Annotated in this window: 14 protein-coding genes; 9 read left to right on the top strand and 5 right to left on the bottom strand. The window is 50.7% G+C overall.

Translation table 11 applies throughout. The features are described 5' to 3' along the window. Positions 1–68: 68 nt before the first annotated feature. Positions 69–2,405, top strand: coding sequence for a right-handed parallel beta-helix repeat-containing protein (locus EHT87_RS01610; protein ID WP_124903176.1), 2,337 nt, complete (start codon positions 69–71; stop codon positions 2,403–2,405). A gap of 273 nt (positions 2,406–2,678) precedes the next feature. Here the strand turns inward: EHT87_RS01610 and queG are convergent, their stop codons facing one another. Then, complete coding sequence (gene queG / locus EHT87_RS01605) at positions 2,679–3,638, bottom strand: tRNA epoxyqueuosine(34) reductase QueG (protein WP_229320793.1); 960 nt, start codon at positions 3,636–3,638, stop codon at positions 2,679–2,681. Positions 3,639–3,812: 174 nt separating this feature from the next. On the opposite strand from queG, the gene EHT87_RS01600 reads away from it, so the two are divergent. After that, positions 3,813–4,412, top strand: coding sequence for a nucleotide exchange factor GrpE (locus EHT87_RS01600; protein ID WP_124903174.1), 600 nt, complete (start codon positions 3,813–3,815; stop codon positions 4,410–4,412). Positions 4,413–4,500: 88 nt separating this feature from the next. Then, positions 4,501–5,643, top strand: a complete 1,143-nt coding sequence (dnaJ, locus tag EHT87_RS01595; protein WP_124903172.1) for a molecular chaperone DnaJ — start codon at positions 4,501–4,503, stop codon at positions 5,641–5,643. A gap of 58 nt (positions 5,644–5,701) precedes the next feature. Here the strand turns inward: dnaJ and EHT87_RS01590 are convergent, their stop codons facing one another. Beyond that, entirely contained in the window at positions 5,702–5,950 is a 249-nt protein-coding gene (locus tag EHT87_RS01590) for a hypothetical protein (protein WP_124903170.1), read from the bottom strand. A 68-nt stretch (positions 5,951–6,018) separates the two neighbouring features. Next, the gene (locus EHT87_RS01585) at positions 6,019–9,051 is read right to left on the bottom strand and encodes a glycosyltransferase family 117 protein (RefSeq protein ID WP_124903168.1); all 3,033 of its coding nucleotides are present in this window, start codon (positions 9,049–9,051) and stop codon (positions 6,019–6,021) included. A gap of 219 nt (positions 9,052–9,270) precedes the next feature. On the opposite strand from EHT87_RS01585, the gene EHT87_RS01580 reads away from it, so the two are divergent. Then, entirely contained in the window at positions 9,271–9,558 is a 288-nt protein-coding gene (locus tag EHT87_RS01580; protein WP_124903166.1) for a hypothetical protein, read from the top strand. A gap of 110 nt (positions 9,559–9,668) precedes the next feature. On the opposite strand, the gene EHT87_RS01575 is transcribed toward EHT87_RS01580, so the two are convergent. Together EHT87_RS01575 and EHT87_RS01570 are read right to left on the bottom strand one after the other, a co-directional pair. Then, positions 9,669–11,798 (bottom strand): M3 family metallopeptidase, encoded by a 2,130-nt coding sequence (locus EHT87_RS01575; RefSeq protein ID WP_374756016.1) that lies wholly within the window; start codon positions 11,796–11,798, stop codon positions 9,669–9,671. 97 nt (positions 11,799–11,895) lie between these two features. Continuing rightward, the gene (locus EHT87_RS01570) at positions 11,896–12,648 is read right to left on the bottom strand and encodes an FkbM family methyltransferase (protein WP_124903164.1); all 753 of its coding nucleotides are present in this window, start codon (positions 12,646–12,648) and stop codon (positions 11,896–11,898) included. A 105-nt stretch (positions 12,649–12,753) separates the two neighbouring features. On the opposite strand from EHT87_RS01570, the gene EHT87_RS01565 reads away from it, so the two are divergent. The 5 genes from EHT87_RS01565 (at position 12,754) to EHT87_RS01545 (ending at position 16,713) form a co-directional block, all read left to right on the top strand. Then, complete coding sequence (locus EHT87_RS01565; protein ID WP_124903162.1) at positions 12,754–14,466, top strand: DUF6909 family protein; 1,713 nt, start codon at positions 12,754–12,756, stop codon at positions 14,464–14,466. A gap of 143 nt (positions 14,467–14,609) precedes the next feature. Continuing rightward, positions 14,610–15,173 carry a Crp/Fnr family transcriptional regulator gene (locus tag EHT87_RS01560; RefSeq protein ID WP_124903160.1) on the top strand — a complete coding sequence of 188 codons (564 nt, stop codon included), beginning with the start codon at positions 14,610–14,612 and terminating at the stop codon, positions 15,171–15,173. 76 nt (positions 15,174–15,249) lie between these two features. Next, positions 15,250–15,753 (top strand): hypothetical protein, encoded by a 504-nt coding sequence (locus tag EHT87_RS01555; protein WP_124903158.1) that lies wholly within the window; start codon positions 15,250–15,252, stop codon positions 15,751–15,753. Positions 15,754–15,924: 171 nt separating this feature from the next. Further along, a complete protein-coding gene (locus EHT87_RS01550) occupies positions 15,925–16,299 on the top strand; it encodes an iron chaperone (RefSeq protein ID WP_124903157.1) in 375 nt (124 codons plus the stop codon). 6 nt (positions 16,300–16,305) lie between these two features. Beyond that, positions 16,306–16,713, top strand: a complete 408-nt coding sequence (locus EHT87_RS01545) for a DUF1801 domain-containing protein (RefSeq protein ID WP_124903155.1) — start codon at positions 16,306–16,308, stop codon at positions 16,711–16,713. Positions 16,714–16,773 lie beyond the last annotated feature (60 nt).

Raw genomic sequence — 16,773 nt, 5'->3', positions numbered from 1 at the left:
CAGTGGTAGAACTGGAACGTTCGAAGGTAGGAATGTAGAATTTACCGGGCTTAAACCCGACTGTACTCATGAGACTGTACCTGCTTTTTTTTGTCTTTCATACGCTGACGCTTCAGGCACAGACCCGGTTTTACGTCGCGCCTTCGGGTAAGGACACCAACCCCGGAACGCTTGCATTGCCGTTGGCATCTGTTGGGAAAGCCCTGGAAAAGGCAAGAACCGCTCCGCAGCAAACCGTCGAGATTCTTCTTCGGAAAGGTACGTATTATTTGCCGGAAACCGTACGCATCACCCCCCAGACCAGTAACGATAAATCGCTAACCATCAGCGCCTTTCAAAAGGAGAAAGCCGAACTGAGCGGAGGAAGAAAGCTGGCGCTCCACTGGCAGAAAACCACCGGAAACACGTGGACCGCCCGCGTCGAAGGACCGCCTTTTGAGCAACTTTTCCTGAACGGCAAGAAGCAGATTCTAGCGCGGTATCCCAACTATGATGCCAAAGCGCACGTCTTCAACGGCACAGCCGCCGATGCCCTGAGCGACCAGCGGATCAGCCGGTGGAAGTCTCCCGAAGGTGGTTTTATTCATGCTCTTCACCAGGGCGAATGGGGCGATTTTCATTACCGGATTACCGGAAAAACAAACGGAAAACTCCAGCAGGAAGGCGGCTGGCAGAACAATAGGCCCGCACCCCTGCACCCCAGCGAGCGGTTTGTCGAAAGTGTTTTTGAAGAGCTGGACGCGCCGGGCGAATGGTTTTACGATCGCAAAACGCAGCTGCTTTCCCTGATTCCGCCCGCGGGAATCAATCCCGAAACCGCCACCGTGGTCGTATCTCATCTGAAAAGCCTGATCGAATTAACCGGTTCACGCGAAAAACCGCTGAAAGAAGTCCGCATCCGGGGCATCCGGTTTGTAAATGCTGAACGGACGTTTATGGAACCGTATGAGCCGCTGCTGCGGAGCGACTGGATGCTGTATCGCGGTGCTGCGGTTTTTCTGGAAAATACCGAACAGTGCCGGATCGACGACTGCGAATTTGCCGACCTGGGTGGTAATGCGTTGATGATGAGCCGTTATAACCGGAAATCAGCCGTTGAAGGGTGCCATTTTCACGACATCGGTGCCAGCGCCATCAGCTTCGTGGGTGATTCGTCGGCCGTTCGGTCGCCCGCCTTTCGGTATGAAGAATTTGTTCCTTACGGTCGGATGGATCTGAAACCGGGGCCGAAAAATGACCGCTATCCCGCCGAATGCGTAGCTGCCAACAACCTCATTCACGACATCGGACAGATCGAAAAGCAGTCGGCTGGCGTCGAAATTGCAATGGCTTCCGGGATTGTCGTTCGGCACAACACGATCTATCAGGTACCCCGATCCGGTATCAACATCGGCGATGGCACCTGGGGCGGGCACCTGCTGGAGTTTAACGATGTGTTCGATACGGTGTTGGAAACCGGCGATCACGGGGCCTTTAACTCCTGGGGCCGCGATCGGTTTTGGCACCCCAACCGCCAGACGATGGACAGTCTGGTGGCCGCACATCCCGAGCTCATACGGCTCGATGCCCAGCAAACCGTCATCATCCGCAACAACCGGTTTCGCTGCGACCACGGCTGGGACATCGATCTGGACGATGGCAGCAGCAATTACCACATTTACAACAACGTGCTGCTGAATGGCGGGCTGAAATTCCGCGAGGGATTTTACCGGACGGCGGAGAACAACATCCTGATTAACAACTCCTTCCACCCCCACGTCTGGTTTAAAAACAGCCAGGACATTTTTCGGAAAAACATCGTCATGCGGCCCTATTTTCCCATTGGCATCAAGGAATGGGGCCAGGAAGTGGATTTTAATCTCTTTCTGGATCAGGCCGCGCTTGAAAAAGCCCGCCAGAGCGGCACGGATTTCCACAGCGCGTTTGGCGACCCGGCGTTTGTTCAGGCCGATGCGGGGAATTATCAGGTCAGCCCAACCAGTCCGGCGCTAAAAACCGGTTTTCAGAACTTCCCGATGAATCAGTTTGGCGTCCAAAAAGCGTCGCTCCGTGCCCTGGCCCGCGCGCCGAAATTACCGGTTTTGCTGGACCACCGGTTTGAAGAATCGGTTCAGGAACTGGTCTGGCTGGGCGCATCCCTACGAAATGTGCAGGGCCTCGGCGACCGTTCGGCTTTTGGTCTGCCGGACGAAAAGGGCGTCATTGTCGTAAATATTCCCAAAGGGAGTCTGCTCGAAAACTCGGGGCTGAAAAATGGCGACGTGATTCGAACGGCCAACCAGGAGGAAACCCCCAACCTCGGCCGGCTGGTCGCCATTCAGCAGCAGGTCAACTGGACGGGGCGAATGGCCGTCACCGTGATCCGAAACCAGCAAACGGTGAAGCTGACCTTGCCGTTAAAGTGATTGCTCTATTTTTCCCTAAACGCATCAGCAAACACTAAAGTGTAGAACCAGCCCCGTAGGGGTTACCTGTTACTAGTCAAGCGGATCATAGTCGTAAAATCAAGCCCCGGAGGGGCATCCTAATTTAAAATTGCTTCAGGACGCCCCTCCGGGGCTTCAAAAGAAAAAAGAATCGGTTTTTCTAGTAACAGATAACCTCTCCGGGGTAAAAATTCAGTCGTTCCAAAGTTTCCCAGCGTGTTTTTTTCTGTTTACAACAGTTTGATAGTATTCCTATTCCTCATTCAATTTCACAAACGCAACATTGCGTTTCAGCCCTTCCAGTTTCGTTCGTTTCACGGCGGAACGTCGGAAAATTTCCTGAAAAATTTCCTGGGTTATTTCTTCCCAATCGTTTTTTGTGAACTCCGTCAGCGCGGGGTTTGGGTCAAAATCCGGGGTATGATGGGGGCGGGAAAACCGGTTCCACGGACAGACATCCTGACAAATGTCGCAGCCGAAAATCCAGTTTTCAAACTTCCCTTTTACCTCGTCCGGTATGGCTTCTTTCAGCTCGATTGTGAAATAGGAAATGCACTTACTGCCGTCGACCACGTACGGATCGGTAATGGCATCGGTTGGGCAGGCGTCGATGCAGCGGGTACAGGTGCCACAATAGTCGGCGATGGGGCCGTCAGGAATTAATTCCAGATCCAGAATCAGTTCGCCGATAAAGACAAAACTACCCATCTCGCGGGTGATCAGATTGGTGTGTTTGCCTACCCAGCCCAAACCGCTGCGTTTGGCCCAAACCTTATCCATCACCGGGGCGGAATCGACAAAAAACCGCCCGCCAACTTCGCCAATTTCTTCGTGAACAAACGCCAGTAGTTCTTTCAGTTTATTTTTGATAACAAAGTGATAGTCTGTACCGTAGGCGTATTTCGAAATCTTATATCCGTCCTCCTCGCAGGCGATGGTTTTCTCCGGATAGTAATTCAGCAAAACCGTCACCACCGACCTGGCACCATCGACCAGAAGTCGCGGATCAAGCCGTTTGTCGAAGTGATTTGCCATATACCCCATCTTACCGTGCATCTGCCGGTCGAGCCACGATTCGAGCCGGGGGGCCTCCTCTTCCAGAAATTCAGCGTTGGAAATCCCGCAGAAATCGAAGCCCAGTTCGGCGGCTTTGGATTTGAGCAATCGGGTATGTTTTTGCGGTATAGAAATCATAAATTGCCTGAACTTCATACCCCGGTTTGGCGGTTTTATCAACCAGAGTATGACACATTTAACGATCAGTTGTCAAATTTAACAGTACCAGGTCACGAATAAAAATGCCATCTTGTCAGTATTCTGAAAATTGGCAATGAATTTGCAACTTTTACAACTACTATGTGGTGGCGACGAAATACAACCAAGCGTATGGAAAATAAAGAAACTTTGAATACCGAAGAGCAGGAAATAACGCAGCAACCTGACAATACCGCCCGTGAATCAAACGTGGTTTCAGATGTCCCGACTGACAATACGACGGACGATGTTGAATCCGGCGCAACGGGCGAACAGGTTATCACAGAATTCGATAAAGTCAGTGTTGAACTGTTCGATTTAAAAGATAAATACCTGCGGCTGTATGCCGATTTTGAAAATTTCCGCCGTCGGACGGCCAAAGAGAAAATCGATCTGATCTCGAACGCCAACGAAGGGCTCCTGGTGGCTCTGCTGCCCGTGCTCGATGATTTCGAGCGGGCACTGAAATCGGCCGAAAACACCTCGGATGTGGAAGCGTTGAAAGAAGGGGTGAAACTGATCTTTACTAAATTCTATAAAGTTCTGGAATCCAAAGGAGTTAAACCAATGGACTCACTGGGCCAGGTTTTCAATCCTGATTTGCACGAAGCGATCACCCAGTTTCCGGCTCCCAGTGATGATCTGAAAGGAAAAATCATTGACGAAACCGAAAAAGGCTATTTGCTGAATGATAAGGTGATCCGGTTTGCAAAAGTGATTTTGGGCTCCTGAATGATACTATTATGACAGGACGATAAAACTGAACAGGACGGCGATGGGCGCTTCCCGTTCAGTTTTATCGTTTTTCAACGAACTATACATGGCTACGAAACGAGATTATTACGAAGTACTGGGGGTTGACAAGAACGCTACGCCGGAAGACGTCAAAAAAGCCTATCGGAAAATGGCGATCAAGTATCACCCTGACAAAAATCCGGACGACCCCACCGCCGAAGATAAATTTAAGGAAGCCGCCGAAGCTTACGATGTTCTGAGCGATCCGCAGAAAAAAGCCCGTTACGACCAGTTTGGCCACGCAGGCATGAACGGCGCGGGCGGAGGTGGTCAGTCGATGGACGATATTTTCTCGCAATTTGGTGACATTTTCGGCGACGAAAGTCCATTTGGCAGCTTTTTTGGCCGGGGCGGTCAGCAACAGGGCCGGCGCGTTCGGCGCGGTTCGGATTTGCGGATCAAGCTGAAACTGAATCTTCAGGAGATCGCCAACGGAGTCGAGAAAAAAATTAAAGTGAAACGGCACGTTTCCTGTACGACCTGTGGCGGAAATGGCTCCAAAAACGGAACGGCCGTAACGACCTGTAACACCTGTAACGGGTCCGGCCAGGTTCGGAAAGTGGTCAATACGATGCTGGGCCAGATGGTTTCGACCAGTACTTGCCCAACCTGTAACGGCGAAGGTAAAATGGTAACCGAACGTTGCGACACCTGCTTCGGTGAAGGGCGTTTGTTGCAGGAAGACGTCATTCCAATCAAAATTCCGGCGGGTGTAGCCGAAGGCATCCAGCTTTCGGTAACCGGCAAAGGAAACGTTCCTCCGCGCGGGGGCGTGGCGGGCGACTTGCTGATTGTAGTCGAAGAAGAAGAGGACGAAAATCTGAAACGCGACGGCAACAACGTGGTTTTTGATTTGCACGTCAACTTCGTTGATGCGGCTTTGGGAACCTCTGTGGAAGTACCGACCATCGATGGACGGGCCCGGATTACGCTGGAACCCGGCACTCAGGGCGGCAAAATCCTCCGTCTGAAAGGTAAGGGAATCAAGGAGTTGAATGGCTACGGCCGGGGTGATCAGCTCATCCACATCAACATCTGGACCCCCAAAACATTAAGCTCTGAAGAACGCAGCATCCTGGAACGCCTGCGAAGCTCTCCGAATTTTCACCCCAAACCGGGGAAGAACGAAAAAGGGTTCTTCGATAAAATGAAAGACTTTTTTCATTGATCACGCCGATTTTTACCGCTAAAGCAAGAAGCCCGACCGTTTGGCCGGGCTTCTTGCTTTAGGGCTTGCCCCTGCCGGAATCGGGCAGGATCTTTTTCTCCCTGGGAATCTGAAAAGATCGCAGTCTTGCGCCCGAATTGGGCATCGGTATTACCTGGTTTTCATCAGGTTTATGGACCGGCATTTTCGACTGAAACGAGGGTTTGGCATTGGGCATTACCCCAATCTGGCTCGTATCCGCCGGGATTCGACTGGTGTCTGTCGACATCGTGATGCTCATCAACAGACCATACAGCATCGCTACCATACGCAGTATTGATTGAACGTTCCTAAAACTACCCCTCAACTCCTTTCAAAGAATCGAGGGGTTATCGGTTAGCCTAAAGCATTTAGGTGCTTCTGAAACAGCGCATCGTATTTTTTCGCCAACGCTTCGTTCTTCGTTTCCCGGAAGGCGTTGACAATCGTTTGCAAATTGTACAGATCAAAGTTGGCGTCGCTGCTGCCGCCACCGGTTTTCTTGATGTAGGTCAGGCTCTGGTCGGCCCGCATCGCCACCACATCGGCAATTTGCTGGGCGGTTTTGGTATCGCCCACTTCCAGCAGAATCCGGATGTAGTTGGTCGAAATCTGGTCGTACGGAATACTCTTGTCGGGAATGACCTGCAACGAATGGTTCAGAACCTCTTTGGCCTGGGCGTTTTTGCCTTCGCGCATCAGCTGATCTGCCAACCGCAGGAACGCAATCCGGGCCGAAATAACCGGCGAACCCCGGTACGTATCGTCGTAATACGAATCCGGATTGTTCATTTCCCGCCAGAAAGTCTTCTTCATCATGTTGTTGTACATCACGTCGGAATTGACAAAACCGTCGGACGCGCTCGGCACCTGAACCGGCATGAGCCGGTAGGCATATCCTTCCAGTTGCATGTGATCCTTCAGATTGAGGTAGTTGGACTGCCCCAGCGTGGTCGAGAAATAAATCGGCCGCTTCCAGTTGTTGGTCGCAATCATGTCGAGCATCACCAGATCCGGCTTGTAAATATCCTGTTTGCCGTAATTCCAGACCAGGGTGTCTTTCAGCATCGGCAACAGTTTTGCAGGAACAAACCCCAACTTCTGGACCTGCGCTTTATCAACGGGCAAAAAGAACGTTTGCGAGGGCAGAATATTGGTCATTTCGCCCGTCGTAAGCGGCACCTGAATCGCCTGATTGCCCTGTTTCACCAGCCCGATGTATTCTTTCAGGTTGATCCCGTTTTTCACCGCCGGTATTTCATAGAAAGGAATTACGTCGTTTTTCCCTTTGTTAAACTGGGCAAACTCGAGCGAGATTGGCAGCGCTTCGGACTCGTACGTTTTGCGTTTCATTTGCTGGATATACCATTCCGTACCGAGCAAGCTCAGGTTACATACCCGTACGTCGGTCCGGAACCCTTCCACTTCCTGCGCATACCACAAGGGGAAGGTGTCGTTGTCACCGCCCACAAACAGAATAGCGTTCGGAGCGCAGGAATTCAGGAGGTTTTTGGCAAAATCAACGGAATGATACCGGTTCGACCGGTCGTGGTTATCCCAGCTTTTGGCCCCCATCATGACCGGAACCAGCAGACATAAACCAGCCACCAGTCCCACACGCATTTTTTCGTTCTTCAAATAACCCGCCAACCCATCGACCAGGGCCACAACGCCCAACCCAATCCAGATGGCAAAGAAATAGAACGATCCCACATAAATGTAATCCCGTTCACGTGGTTCGGAGGGCGGGGAGTTCAGGAAAATCTGTAAGGCAATACCGGTAAAAAAGAACAGCATTCCGACAATCAGCAGATCTTTCGGTCGCCGGAAGTATTGAATCACAATCCCGAATAAGCCTAGCAGGAACGGCAACATGTAAAAATTGTCGCGGGCCTTGTTGTTTTTGATCAGGTCGGGAACGCCATCATCGTTGGTCCAGGGCAGCAAATACCCCGAGCCTTCCTGATCGCCCGCGCGCCCGGCAAAATTCCACATCAAATACCGCCAGTACATGTGTCCCAACTGGTACTGAAAGAAGAACTGGAGGTTGTCCCCCATCGTTACTTTCCGGGTCGGCTGGCCCTGCGCATCGAGCGGAATGTTCAGCATCTGCGAATACAGCTGCGGGTGGCCCGGCTGGTTGCTGTAAATACGCGGAAACAGCATCTGCTTGTCGCCGTCGTAAATGTATTCCGGGGCATAATCGAAGATTTTATACTGGCCATCCCGTTTTTCATACTGCGGAGCGCCTTTTTTCTGATCGACGGGCCGGGAAAAGAACAACGGACCGTAGCTCAACGACCGGTTTCCGTATTGCTCCCGTTTCAGGTACGACACGAAATTGACCACATCGCTCGGGTTGTTTTCGTTGATCGGCGTATTGAAATCCGAGCGAATCAGTACCTGAATATAGGATGCGTACCCAATCAGTACGAACGCCAGCCCCAGCAGTGCTGTGTTCAGAATTGGCCGGTTTTTCCGCGCCGACCAGATGATACCGTAAATCAGCGCACCGATAAAGATTATCGTAAAAATGATGATACCCGACGTATAGGGAAGTCCGAAGTTATTAACGAAGAACCGTTCAACGGCAAAGGCCGCACTGGGTAAACCCGGAATAATACCCGAGTTGATAATGCCCAGAATAACCATCCCGACACCAAAGGCAATCAAACCGCCCCATAAGGTAATTTTAGGCGACTTCTTAAAGTAGTAGATCAGGGCCATGGCGGGCAGGGTCACCAGGTTCAGCAAGTGAACCCCGATGGAAAGCCCGATCAGATAGGCAATAAAAATCAGCCAGCGATTGGCCGCGGCTTCATCTTCAATTAATTCCCAACGAAAAGCCGCCCAGACAACAATGGCCGTAAAGAATGACGACACCCCGTAAACCTCGGCTTCAACGGCCGAAAACCAGAACGTATCTGAAAACGTATAGGCCAGGGCCCCAACGGCACCCGAACCAATTACGGTCCAGATTTCGGCTTGTGTCAGTTCATTGAATTGCTTGTTAATCAGTTTACGGGCCAGCATCGTGATGGTCCAGAACAGAAACAGGATGGAAAACGCGCTGGCGAGCACGGACATCATGTTAACCCAATAGGCCACCTGGGTTACATCGCCGAGGGCGAGCAACGAGAAAAGTCGCCCGGTTAGCAGGAAAAACGGCGCTCCCGGCGGGTGAGGTACCTGAAGTTTATAGGCACAGGCAATGAATTCACCACAATCCCAGAAACTGGCCGTCCGTTCGACCGTCGACGAGTAGGTAAACAGGGCGACGGCAAAAAGTAGCCAGCCTGTCCAATTGTTCAGGCGTTTATAGGAGAACGCCGACGACTGCGAAGGCGTATCCGAAATAACAGTAGACTCTGTTCCTTTGATGGTTTGCATTGGGGTAACAGCTATTTTTCCTCAAAATTAACAAAATAAACCCCGCTTGACGCCGGTCAAGCTCGTTAAAGTTTGTTAAAGCTGTTTTATCGACCGTTCACCCGGTATTCCCCAATCCTGCGACTTATCAACCGAAAGCCACCCGTTGTTGATTTCGGCTATAAAATGTCTAATCCAATTCGGTACTTCAACTCGGTATTCAACTCACTCAAAACTCGTATGAAATCTCTTTTCAAACTTGGTGTAGCCATCGATTGCATGGCCGTTTTGTACGCTATTTACGACGCATTGGCGGGCACATTCTTATGGCCGGAACTCTATGCCGGCCGGGGCTTGCTCATCATTGCCCTTTGCGGGACCTTTGTAGCGCTGGCGATTTATAGTAAAACCCGCGACCAGATTTCTCTGTCCACCGTCACCTCGCGTCTTCCGGCGTTCCCACTGTTGGGTTTCGGCCTGATGATGCTGCTAATTGCCGCTTCAAACCGGATAAGTGCGAATAAATGAGGTTGTATCGCGAAGTGAGCGGAGTAAAAAGGAGTTACGCAGAGTAATTTAAGAAAAATAAACTCCGCATAACTCCTTTTTACTCCGCTCAACTCTGCGAAATAACTCATTTACAACGTCAGCCCGCTTCGGCGGAGCATGGCTTGCGGAGAGGGTTCGCGGCCCCGGAATTTCTTGTAAAGCTCCATCGGTTTTTCCGTACCGCCTTTTTCCAGCACGTTCTTGCGGAATTTATCGGCCGCTTCCCGGTTTGAAAGTCCCTTTTCCTTGAAGAACTCAAAGGCATCCGCGTCCAGCACTTCCGACCATTTATAGCTGTAATAGCCTGCGGAATAACCGCCCGCAAAAATATGCGCGAATGCCGGACTAAACGCCGTTCCCGGCACTTTGGGGAACAGATTCACCAGCGAGTCGATGTGGGATTCCACCTGATCGACCGTCTCTCCTTTGGGCGCACTGCCGTGCCAGTACATATCGACCAGGCCGTAGCGCAACTGCGTCAGGTTCGACAAACCAGCTAAATAATTCTGGCTGGCCCGAATTTTCTCGATCAGGTCGTTCGGGATCACTTCGCCGGTCTGGTAATGCTTCGCAAACAGCTTCAGCGCTTCCGGATCGTAGCACCAGTTTTCCATCACCTGCGAGGGCAATTCGACAAAATCGCGGTAGACGCTCGTTCCCGACAGACTTTCGTATTTGCTGTTGGCGAGCATGCCGTGTAATCCGTGACCAAATTCGTGGAAAAGCGTGGTCACTTCGTTGAAATTCAGCAGTGACGGTTTGGTTTCCGTGGGTCGCGTAAAGTTGCAGACGTTGACAATGTGCGGGCGGATGTTGACGCCGTTTTCCACTTTCTGCCCGTGCAGGTCATTCATCCATGCGCCACTCCGTTTACCTTCCCGCGGGAAATAATCGCCGTAGAATACCGCCAGAAACTTGCCATCCTGATCGAAAACATCGTAGGTTTTCACTTCCGGATTGTAGAGCGGGATGTCTTTTCGTTCCTTGAACGTCAGGCCATAGAGCTTGTTGGCAATCGTGAAAGCGCCTTCAATCACGTTTTCCAGTTTGAAGTACGGTTTCAGAATTTCGTCGTCCAGGGCGTATTTTTCCTTTTTCAGTTTTTCGGAATAGTAGCCAAAATCCCAGCGTTCCAGCCGCTCGTCTTTAAAACCGTGCTGCTTCGCGTAATTGGTCAGTTCGGTCAACTGTTTTTCGGCAACCGGTTTGGCATAACCCGCCAGTTCGCTCAGAAACTGCTTTACTTTTTCCGGCGAACCCGCCATACTTTCTTCCAGAATGAAATCGGCGTGTGTCTGGTAACCCAGCAGTTTGGCGCGGTCGTAACGAAGCTGGACCAGTTTGCCGATGATCGCCTGGTTGTCGTTTTTATCCTTGTGAAAACCGCGGGAATTGTAGGCGATAAACAGTTGTTTACGCAACTCGCGGTTGTCGGCATATTGCATAAACGGCTGATAACTGGGTGCCTGCAGGGTGAACACCCAACCGGTTTTGCCCTTTTGTTTAGCTGTTGCTTTAGCAGCTTCCCGGGCGAATTCCGGCAAACCGGCCAGATCTTTCTCGTCCGTCACTTCCAGCATATACTCGTTCGTTTCGTTCAGCACGTTTTCGCCAAACTGCAACGACGCCTGCGACAGTTCTTTGTTGATGGCCCGGAATTTATCCTTGTCGGCGGCTTTCAGATTGGCCCCGTTGCGGGCAAATCCCTTGTACGATTTTTCGAGCAGCATCCGGTCTTCTCCGTCCAGCTTCAGTTTGTCACGCTGGTCATACACGGTTTTGATGCGCTGGAACAGCTTCTCATTCAGGGAGATATCATTGCTGTATTCGGTCAGCAAAGGCGACGCTTCCCGCACAATCTTCTGAAGCTCGGGGCTGGTTTCCGCACTATTCAGGTTGAATAGAACCGACGAAACCCGGCTCACCATGGAGCCGGCATTTTCCAGCGCCACCACGGTATTCTCGAACGTCGGTGCGGCCGGATTGGCCACGATGGCGTCGATTTCCTTCCGCCCCATCGTCATGGCTTCTTTGAGGGCGGGCAGGTAATGTTCATTTTTAATCCGATCAAACGGCACCGTCTCATGCGGTGTTTTGAACGGTTGCAACAGCGGATTTTCACTCATTTTTGCTTTTTCGGGAGAGGGCTGTGCTACAAGTGCCGGCGTTAAAGCCGCCAGGAGCACCGCCGTTTGAGTCATTTTTCGAAGTGTTAACATTTTAGTTTGTTCATGCGGTTTCTTACAACTTACAAAAATACGGAAAAGCCTGAAAAGGAAACTGGTACGAACGGATTTTACGGTTGAGCAGTGGCGATCAGGTCGTCAGGTCCTGTCTGATATAGACATCATATTCACCGGACGTCGTTTTTTGGTAGGGATGAACGGACGTAGCCTCCCGGAAACTGGCCGAACTCCCCGGCTTCATCCATTCGTGGAGTTCGACAATCAGGGCGCGCGCCTGTGGCAACCACGATCCGGTGTTGGTTCGGAACACCTCCGACTCACTGCCTTCAATATCGAGTTTCACCACATCGAACGGTTTTCCATCATTCTGCAAAACCAGGGCGTCGATGGATTCGGCCCGGACCGAACCGGGCGTTGGCGTTTCGGTTTCCTCCACCGTGAACCCCCACTCGCCCCCGCCCGAATCCCGGATTTCCAGATGGGTTGGCCGCGACCACAACCCGGCTTTTACGGCCCGAATCGTTGCATAAGGGGCAATGTTCTGTTGCAGAATTTTGAAGTTTTCGCTTTCCGGTTCTACGCTCAGAATCTGCATGTTTGGGTAGCGATTGGCAAAATAGACAGCCGCCAGACCGATGTTGCCGCCCCCGTCGAGGAAGTGTGCAGGGCTGAATCCCAATTCGACCGCATCGTATTCGCCATACACAAAAATGTTGTTGAATACCTTCCGGTCCGATGTACCCGCCCGCACATAAATCGGGTGTTTCACCTGCGGAATCTGAATTTGAATCACCCGTTTTCGCTTCGATTTAAGCAGAAAATAGAGGTTCAATCCTTTAAAAAAACCGAATCGATGGAGATAGAGAGGTAGTTTGCTGTTCATTTTTCGTAAAAAAACACAAGGTAATGTCTTCTGTATTAAATAAAATGAGTTTTTCAAAAGACAGCAACCGATCGTTTATCTTGCGACTCATTCGCTCATTCTGCCATGCATACCGACTATTCGCCCCCACTCACCCGCGCCCAGGAATCCCGCCTTGCCATCGAACGGCTGTACATTACGATGCGCCACCTCTTCAACCGGGGATTTTATAAACCGTCCGGCGTATCGGGCGAAGAAATCCGGCAGGCTTTGCTGACGCTCCGGCCCGAAATTTACGGCTCCGTCGACGATCCGCAGCGGGTGGAACTCGACGGACTGGTCTACGTCATGGACCGGTTGCCGAAGGGCATCGAAGCCTGCCGGGTGATCACGCTGGTTTCGCGCGAAGGATTTGAGCATTCGCGGTTTCCGGTTCTGGTCCCGGCCAAACGGCGTCGGAACTGTTACCGCGTCGATGCGGAACAAATGGTGATCGAGGTCACCAATGGCCGCAGTGAAATCTACGACATCCTGACCCACCTGACGTTCATGTTCATGGAAGCCGATAAAATCCGGCGTAATGTGTTCATCGAGCGAGGCAACAAACTCCGGGAATGGGAGAAACTGGAAGCCATCATCAAGTCGGGTGGAACCGTAAAAGAAGACGAACAGGAACTGGCGCTAATGTACCTCAGCTCGATTCTGGGCCGCACTTTTGAAGAAACCCAGCAGGCTTTCCATCGGTTCGAGGAAACCGCCGGGACTAATACCGGGCTGTTTCAGATTGTATACGGCCTGGGCAGTGTGTCGGTTCGTGAAATTCAGGAGAAGAACGTCGACCGCGAAATCAACTTCACGCCGATGTTGCGGGAACGCGTCGGGCAGCATCTGTACGGCGAGCGCTGGGCCACCCGCATCAAGCATTCTATTCAGACCAATGGCTGGCAAAACCGCCCCATTCACATCATCAGCGCCAATCCGCACAGTGTGGTCAACTGCCTGTATGCGCCGGCGGCCCTGGCCGATCTGACGTCCTGGGACAATCTGTACGATCTGGCGTACAAGCTCAGTCAACCCGCACAACAGGAACTCCGCCAGCAGGTTACCGAATTTGCCGAGGCCCACGGTTTGCACGAGCTGGAAGATCCGGGCGGCACCAATCTGCTGGTTCAACTCATCGATACGGCCCGGCTCGATGCCACGAAACTGTCGCCCGAAATTGCCCACGACCCGGCTTTGGTTCAGGAAACCCAGCCGCTGCTGCTGGTGATGGACTACGCTTTTGGCGAACAGGCGTTCGAGACGATGGATGAATTGCTGAAACCGTATGACCACGGCGACGAGTCCTTTGCGTTGAACGTGGCTTCCATCTCGATCATGGGCAAAGCCGGTATTCTGACCGGCGACAAAGGCGACCTGATGATCCCGACAGCGCACATTTTTGAAGGAACCGCCGACAACTATCCGCTGGAAAATGACTTTTCGGCTGCTGATTTTGAGGGTTTTGGGATTGCGGCTTACGAGGGCGCGATGATTACGGTTTTGGGCACGTCGTTGCAAAACAAGGACATTCTGGCGTACTTCAAGAACTCATCCTGGAAAGCCGTCGGCCTGGAGATGGAAGGGGCGCATTACCAGAAAGCCATCCAGTCGCACGCCAAAATCCGGGGCAGTGTGCAACCCAGCATGAAGGTCCGGTATGCGTATTACGCGTCCGACAACCCGCTGCTCACCGGTGCCACGCTGGCCTCCGGGAGTTTGGGGACGCTGGGCGTGAAGCCGACGTATTTGATTACGATGAAGTGTCTGGAGAAGATTCTGGGGTGCGAAATTGCGTAGGCAGCTATCCCATCCTTCAAAAATACCGGTTCATTTTCCGTCTAAAAGCTTAATACATTGTTGGTACTTTTTAAATTAATCAACTCACCTCTGCAAAGTAATGCCTTCAACTTTTGGTGATAAGCCTTGATTGGAAAATCGGAATGGAAGAGCTGGAAAACTTTATAAAATCTACAATACAGGTTGATACTAGCGCCCTTGTAACGATCGTCTCTAATTTTAAAGTACGATCAGTTGCTAAAGGGAAATTCATTTTAAAACAGGGACATATTGCTACCGACTACTTTTTTATTAAATCAGGCGCTATACGCATTTACTACGATGCAGACGACAAACAGATAACGGGTTGGATTGCATTGGAAAACGAGTTTTTTACCGAGCTTTCAAGTTTAAAAAGCCAAAAGCCATCCCGCTTCACTATACAAACCCTGGAAGATACCGTTCTGCTGACCATCACGAATGACAAAATGGAAAAGCTCTATAAGCAGTATCCCGAATGGCAGCAGTTTGGCAGACTGGTATGGGAAACTGCTTTTCTGAAAGTAATCGACGGTATTCTCGACTATCAAACCAAGACGGCAGAAGAACGCTATTTGACGGCGTTAGAGCGCTCTGACCTTCTTCAAAGGGTCCCTTTAAAACATTTATCATCGTATCTGGGCATAACACCAACTTCGTTGAGTCGGTTAAGAAAAAATATCAAATAATTCATTTCTTGCCATTTGGCAATTTTGACAAAGCGCATACTTCCGATTTTTGCATGGAAATTAAACGATAATTGATATGCAAGACAAAACATTTGACAGATTAGTAGCCTTCGCTTTGTTTTTTATGGCCCACTGGTTTTTTGGAAACCTTTACGAAGAAATCGTTTTAGCACCTAACCAGCTCACAGATTCTTACGAAGCATTAAAAGGTTGGCAAAACTATTTTAAAATCACCAATCAAATTTACTACTATGTTCCATTTACCCAATTGGCCGTAGTTGCCACTACGGTTTTATATTTTAAATCAACCGGCGAAAAGCAAAAAAACCTCTTAAAAAAGGCAGTTATCACGGGCTGGATAGCTATTTTTTTAACGATACTGATTGTCACGCAACTTAATTTAAAATTGTTTTTCGGCGACCTGGAAAAATACCAACACAAGCTTTTTACGCTTTCGGTAATCTGGCTTATTGGCAATGCCATACGGCTTTACTTTGTTGGCGCATCTCTTTTTTATGTTTTAAAGACGTATAGTTTACGGCAGTCTCTGTATGCAGACAAAACCAAATACAGCGATTGATCTGCCCATCACCTGCCGTCTCTTGCAGATTGCTTTAACTTTTTAGCAGTGCAACGCTCGAACTTGTATACCTTCACTTCTTGTGAGGTTACCCACCCCGATTAGATCAATAAATAGCGGAGAAAATAGATAAAAGACTATCTTTGAAAACGAACCGGACAGCCTTCAGCCATGAACAAACCCGCCGACATCGACAGCTACATCGCCGGGTTTCCGGCCGAAACGCAGGACCTTCTGAAGCAGGTTCGGGAAACCGTTCGGAAAGCGGCCCCCGACGCCGGAGAAACCATTAGTTATGGGATGCCGACGTTCACGCTGAAGGGCAATCTGGTGCATTTTGCAGCTTTTAAAAACCACATCGGGTTCTATCCGGTTCCATCCGGAATTGACGCTTTTAAGGAAGCACTCGCTGCGTATAAAGGCGCCAAAGGCTCGGTTCAGTTTCCGATCGACAAACCGATGCCGCTCGACCTGATCGCCGATATTGTCAAATTTCGGGTAACGGAGAACCTTCAGAAAGCCGAAGCAAAACCAAGAAAGAACTGAGCCATCATGCCCAAAAAGCGCTCTGACGAAGAGCAGGTAACCGACCATATCCAAAAACTCGAGCCCGGTCTGGGGCAGCTCGTCGAAAACATCCGGCAAATTATTCTGAACACCGACCCCGCAATTGGCGAACGAATCAAGTGGAATAACCCGAGTTTCTATTACACCGGGGAAATGAAACCGTTCGATCCGAAGGAGTACAAACGCGACATAGCGGTTTTTAACCTGCATAAAGGGCAAATCAGGCTGGTTTTTCCGACTGGGGCCCGGGTCAATGACACCTCCGGTTTGCTCGCAGGTACGTACGACGACGGTCGGCGGATTGCTCTCTTTACGGATCAGGCGGATATTCAGTCGAAAAAAAAAGCACTGCAGACGGTGATTCACGAATGGCTCAGGCAGGTGGAAAAATGAATAAGTGACAGCCCTACTTGTCCGGTATTGCAAACCAGGCCGGGTGGATGTAATTTGCTG

Source organism: Larkinella knui, from assembly GCF_003858645.1.
GTDB classification, from domain to species: Bacteria; Bacteroidota; Bacteroidia; order Cytophagales; family Spirosomataceae; genus Larkinella; species Larkinella knui.
This window is presented reverse-complemented; position numbering and strand designations above follow the sequence as displayed.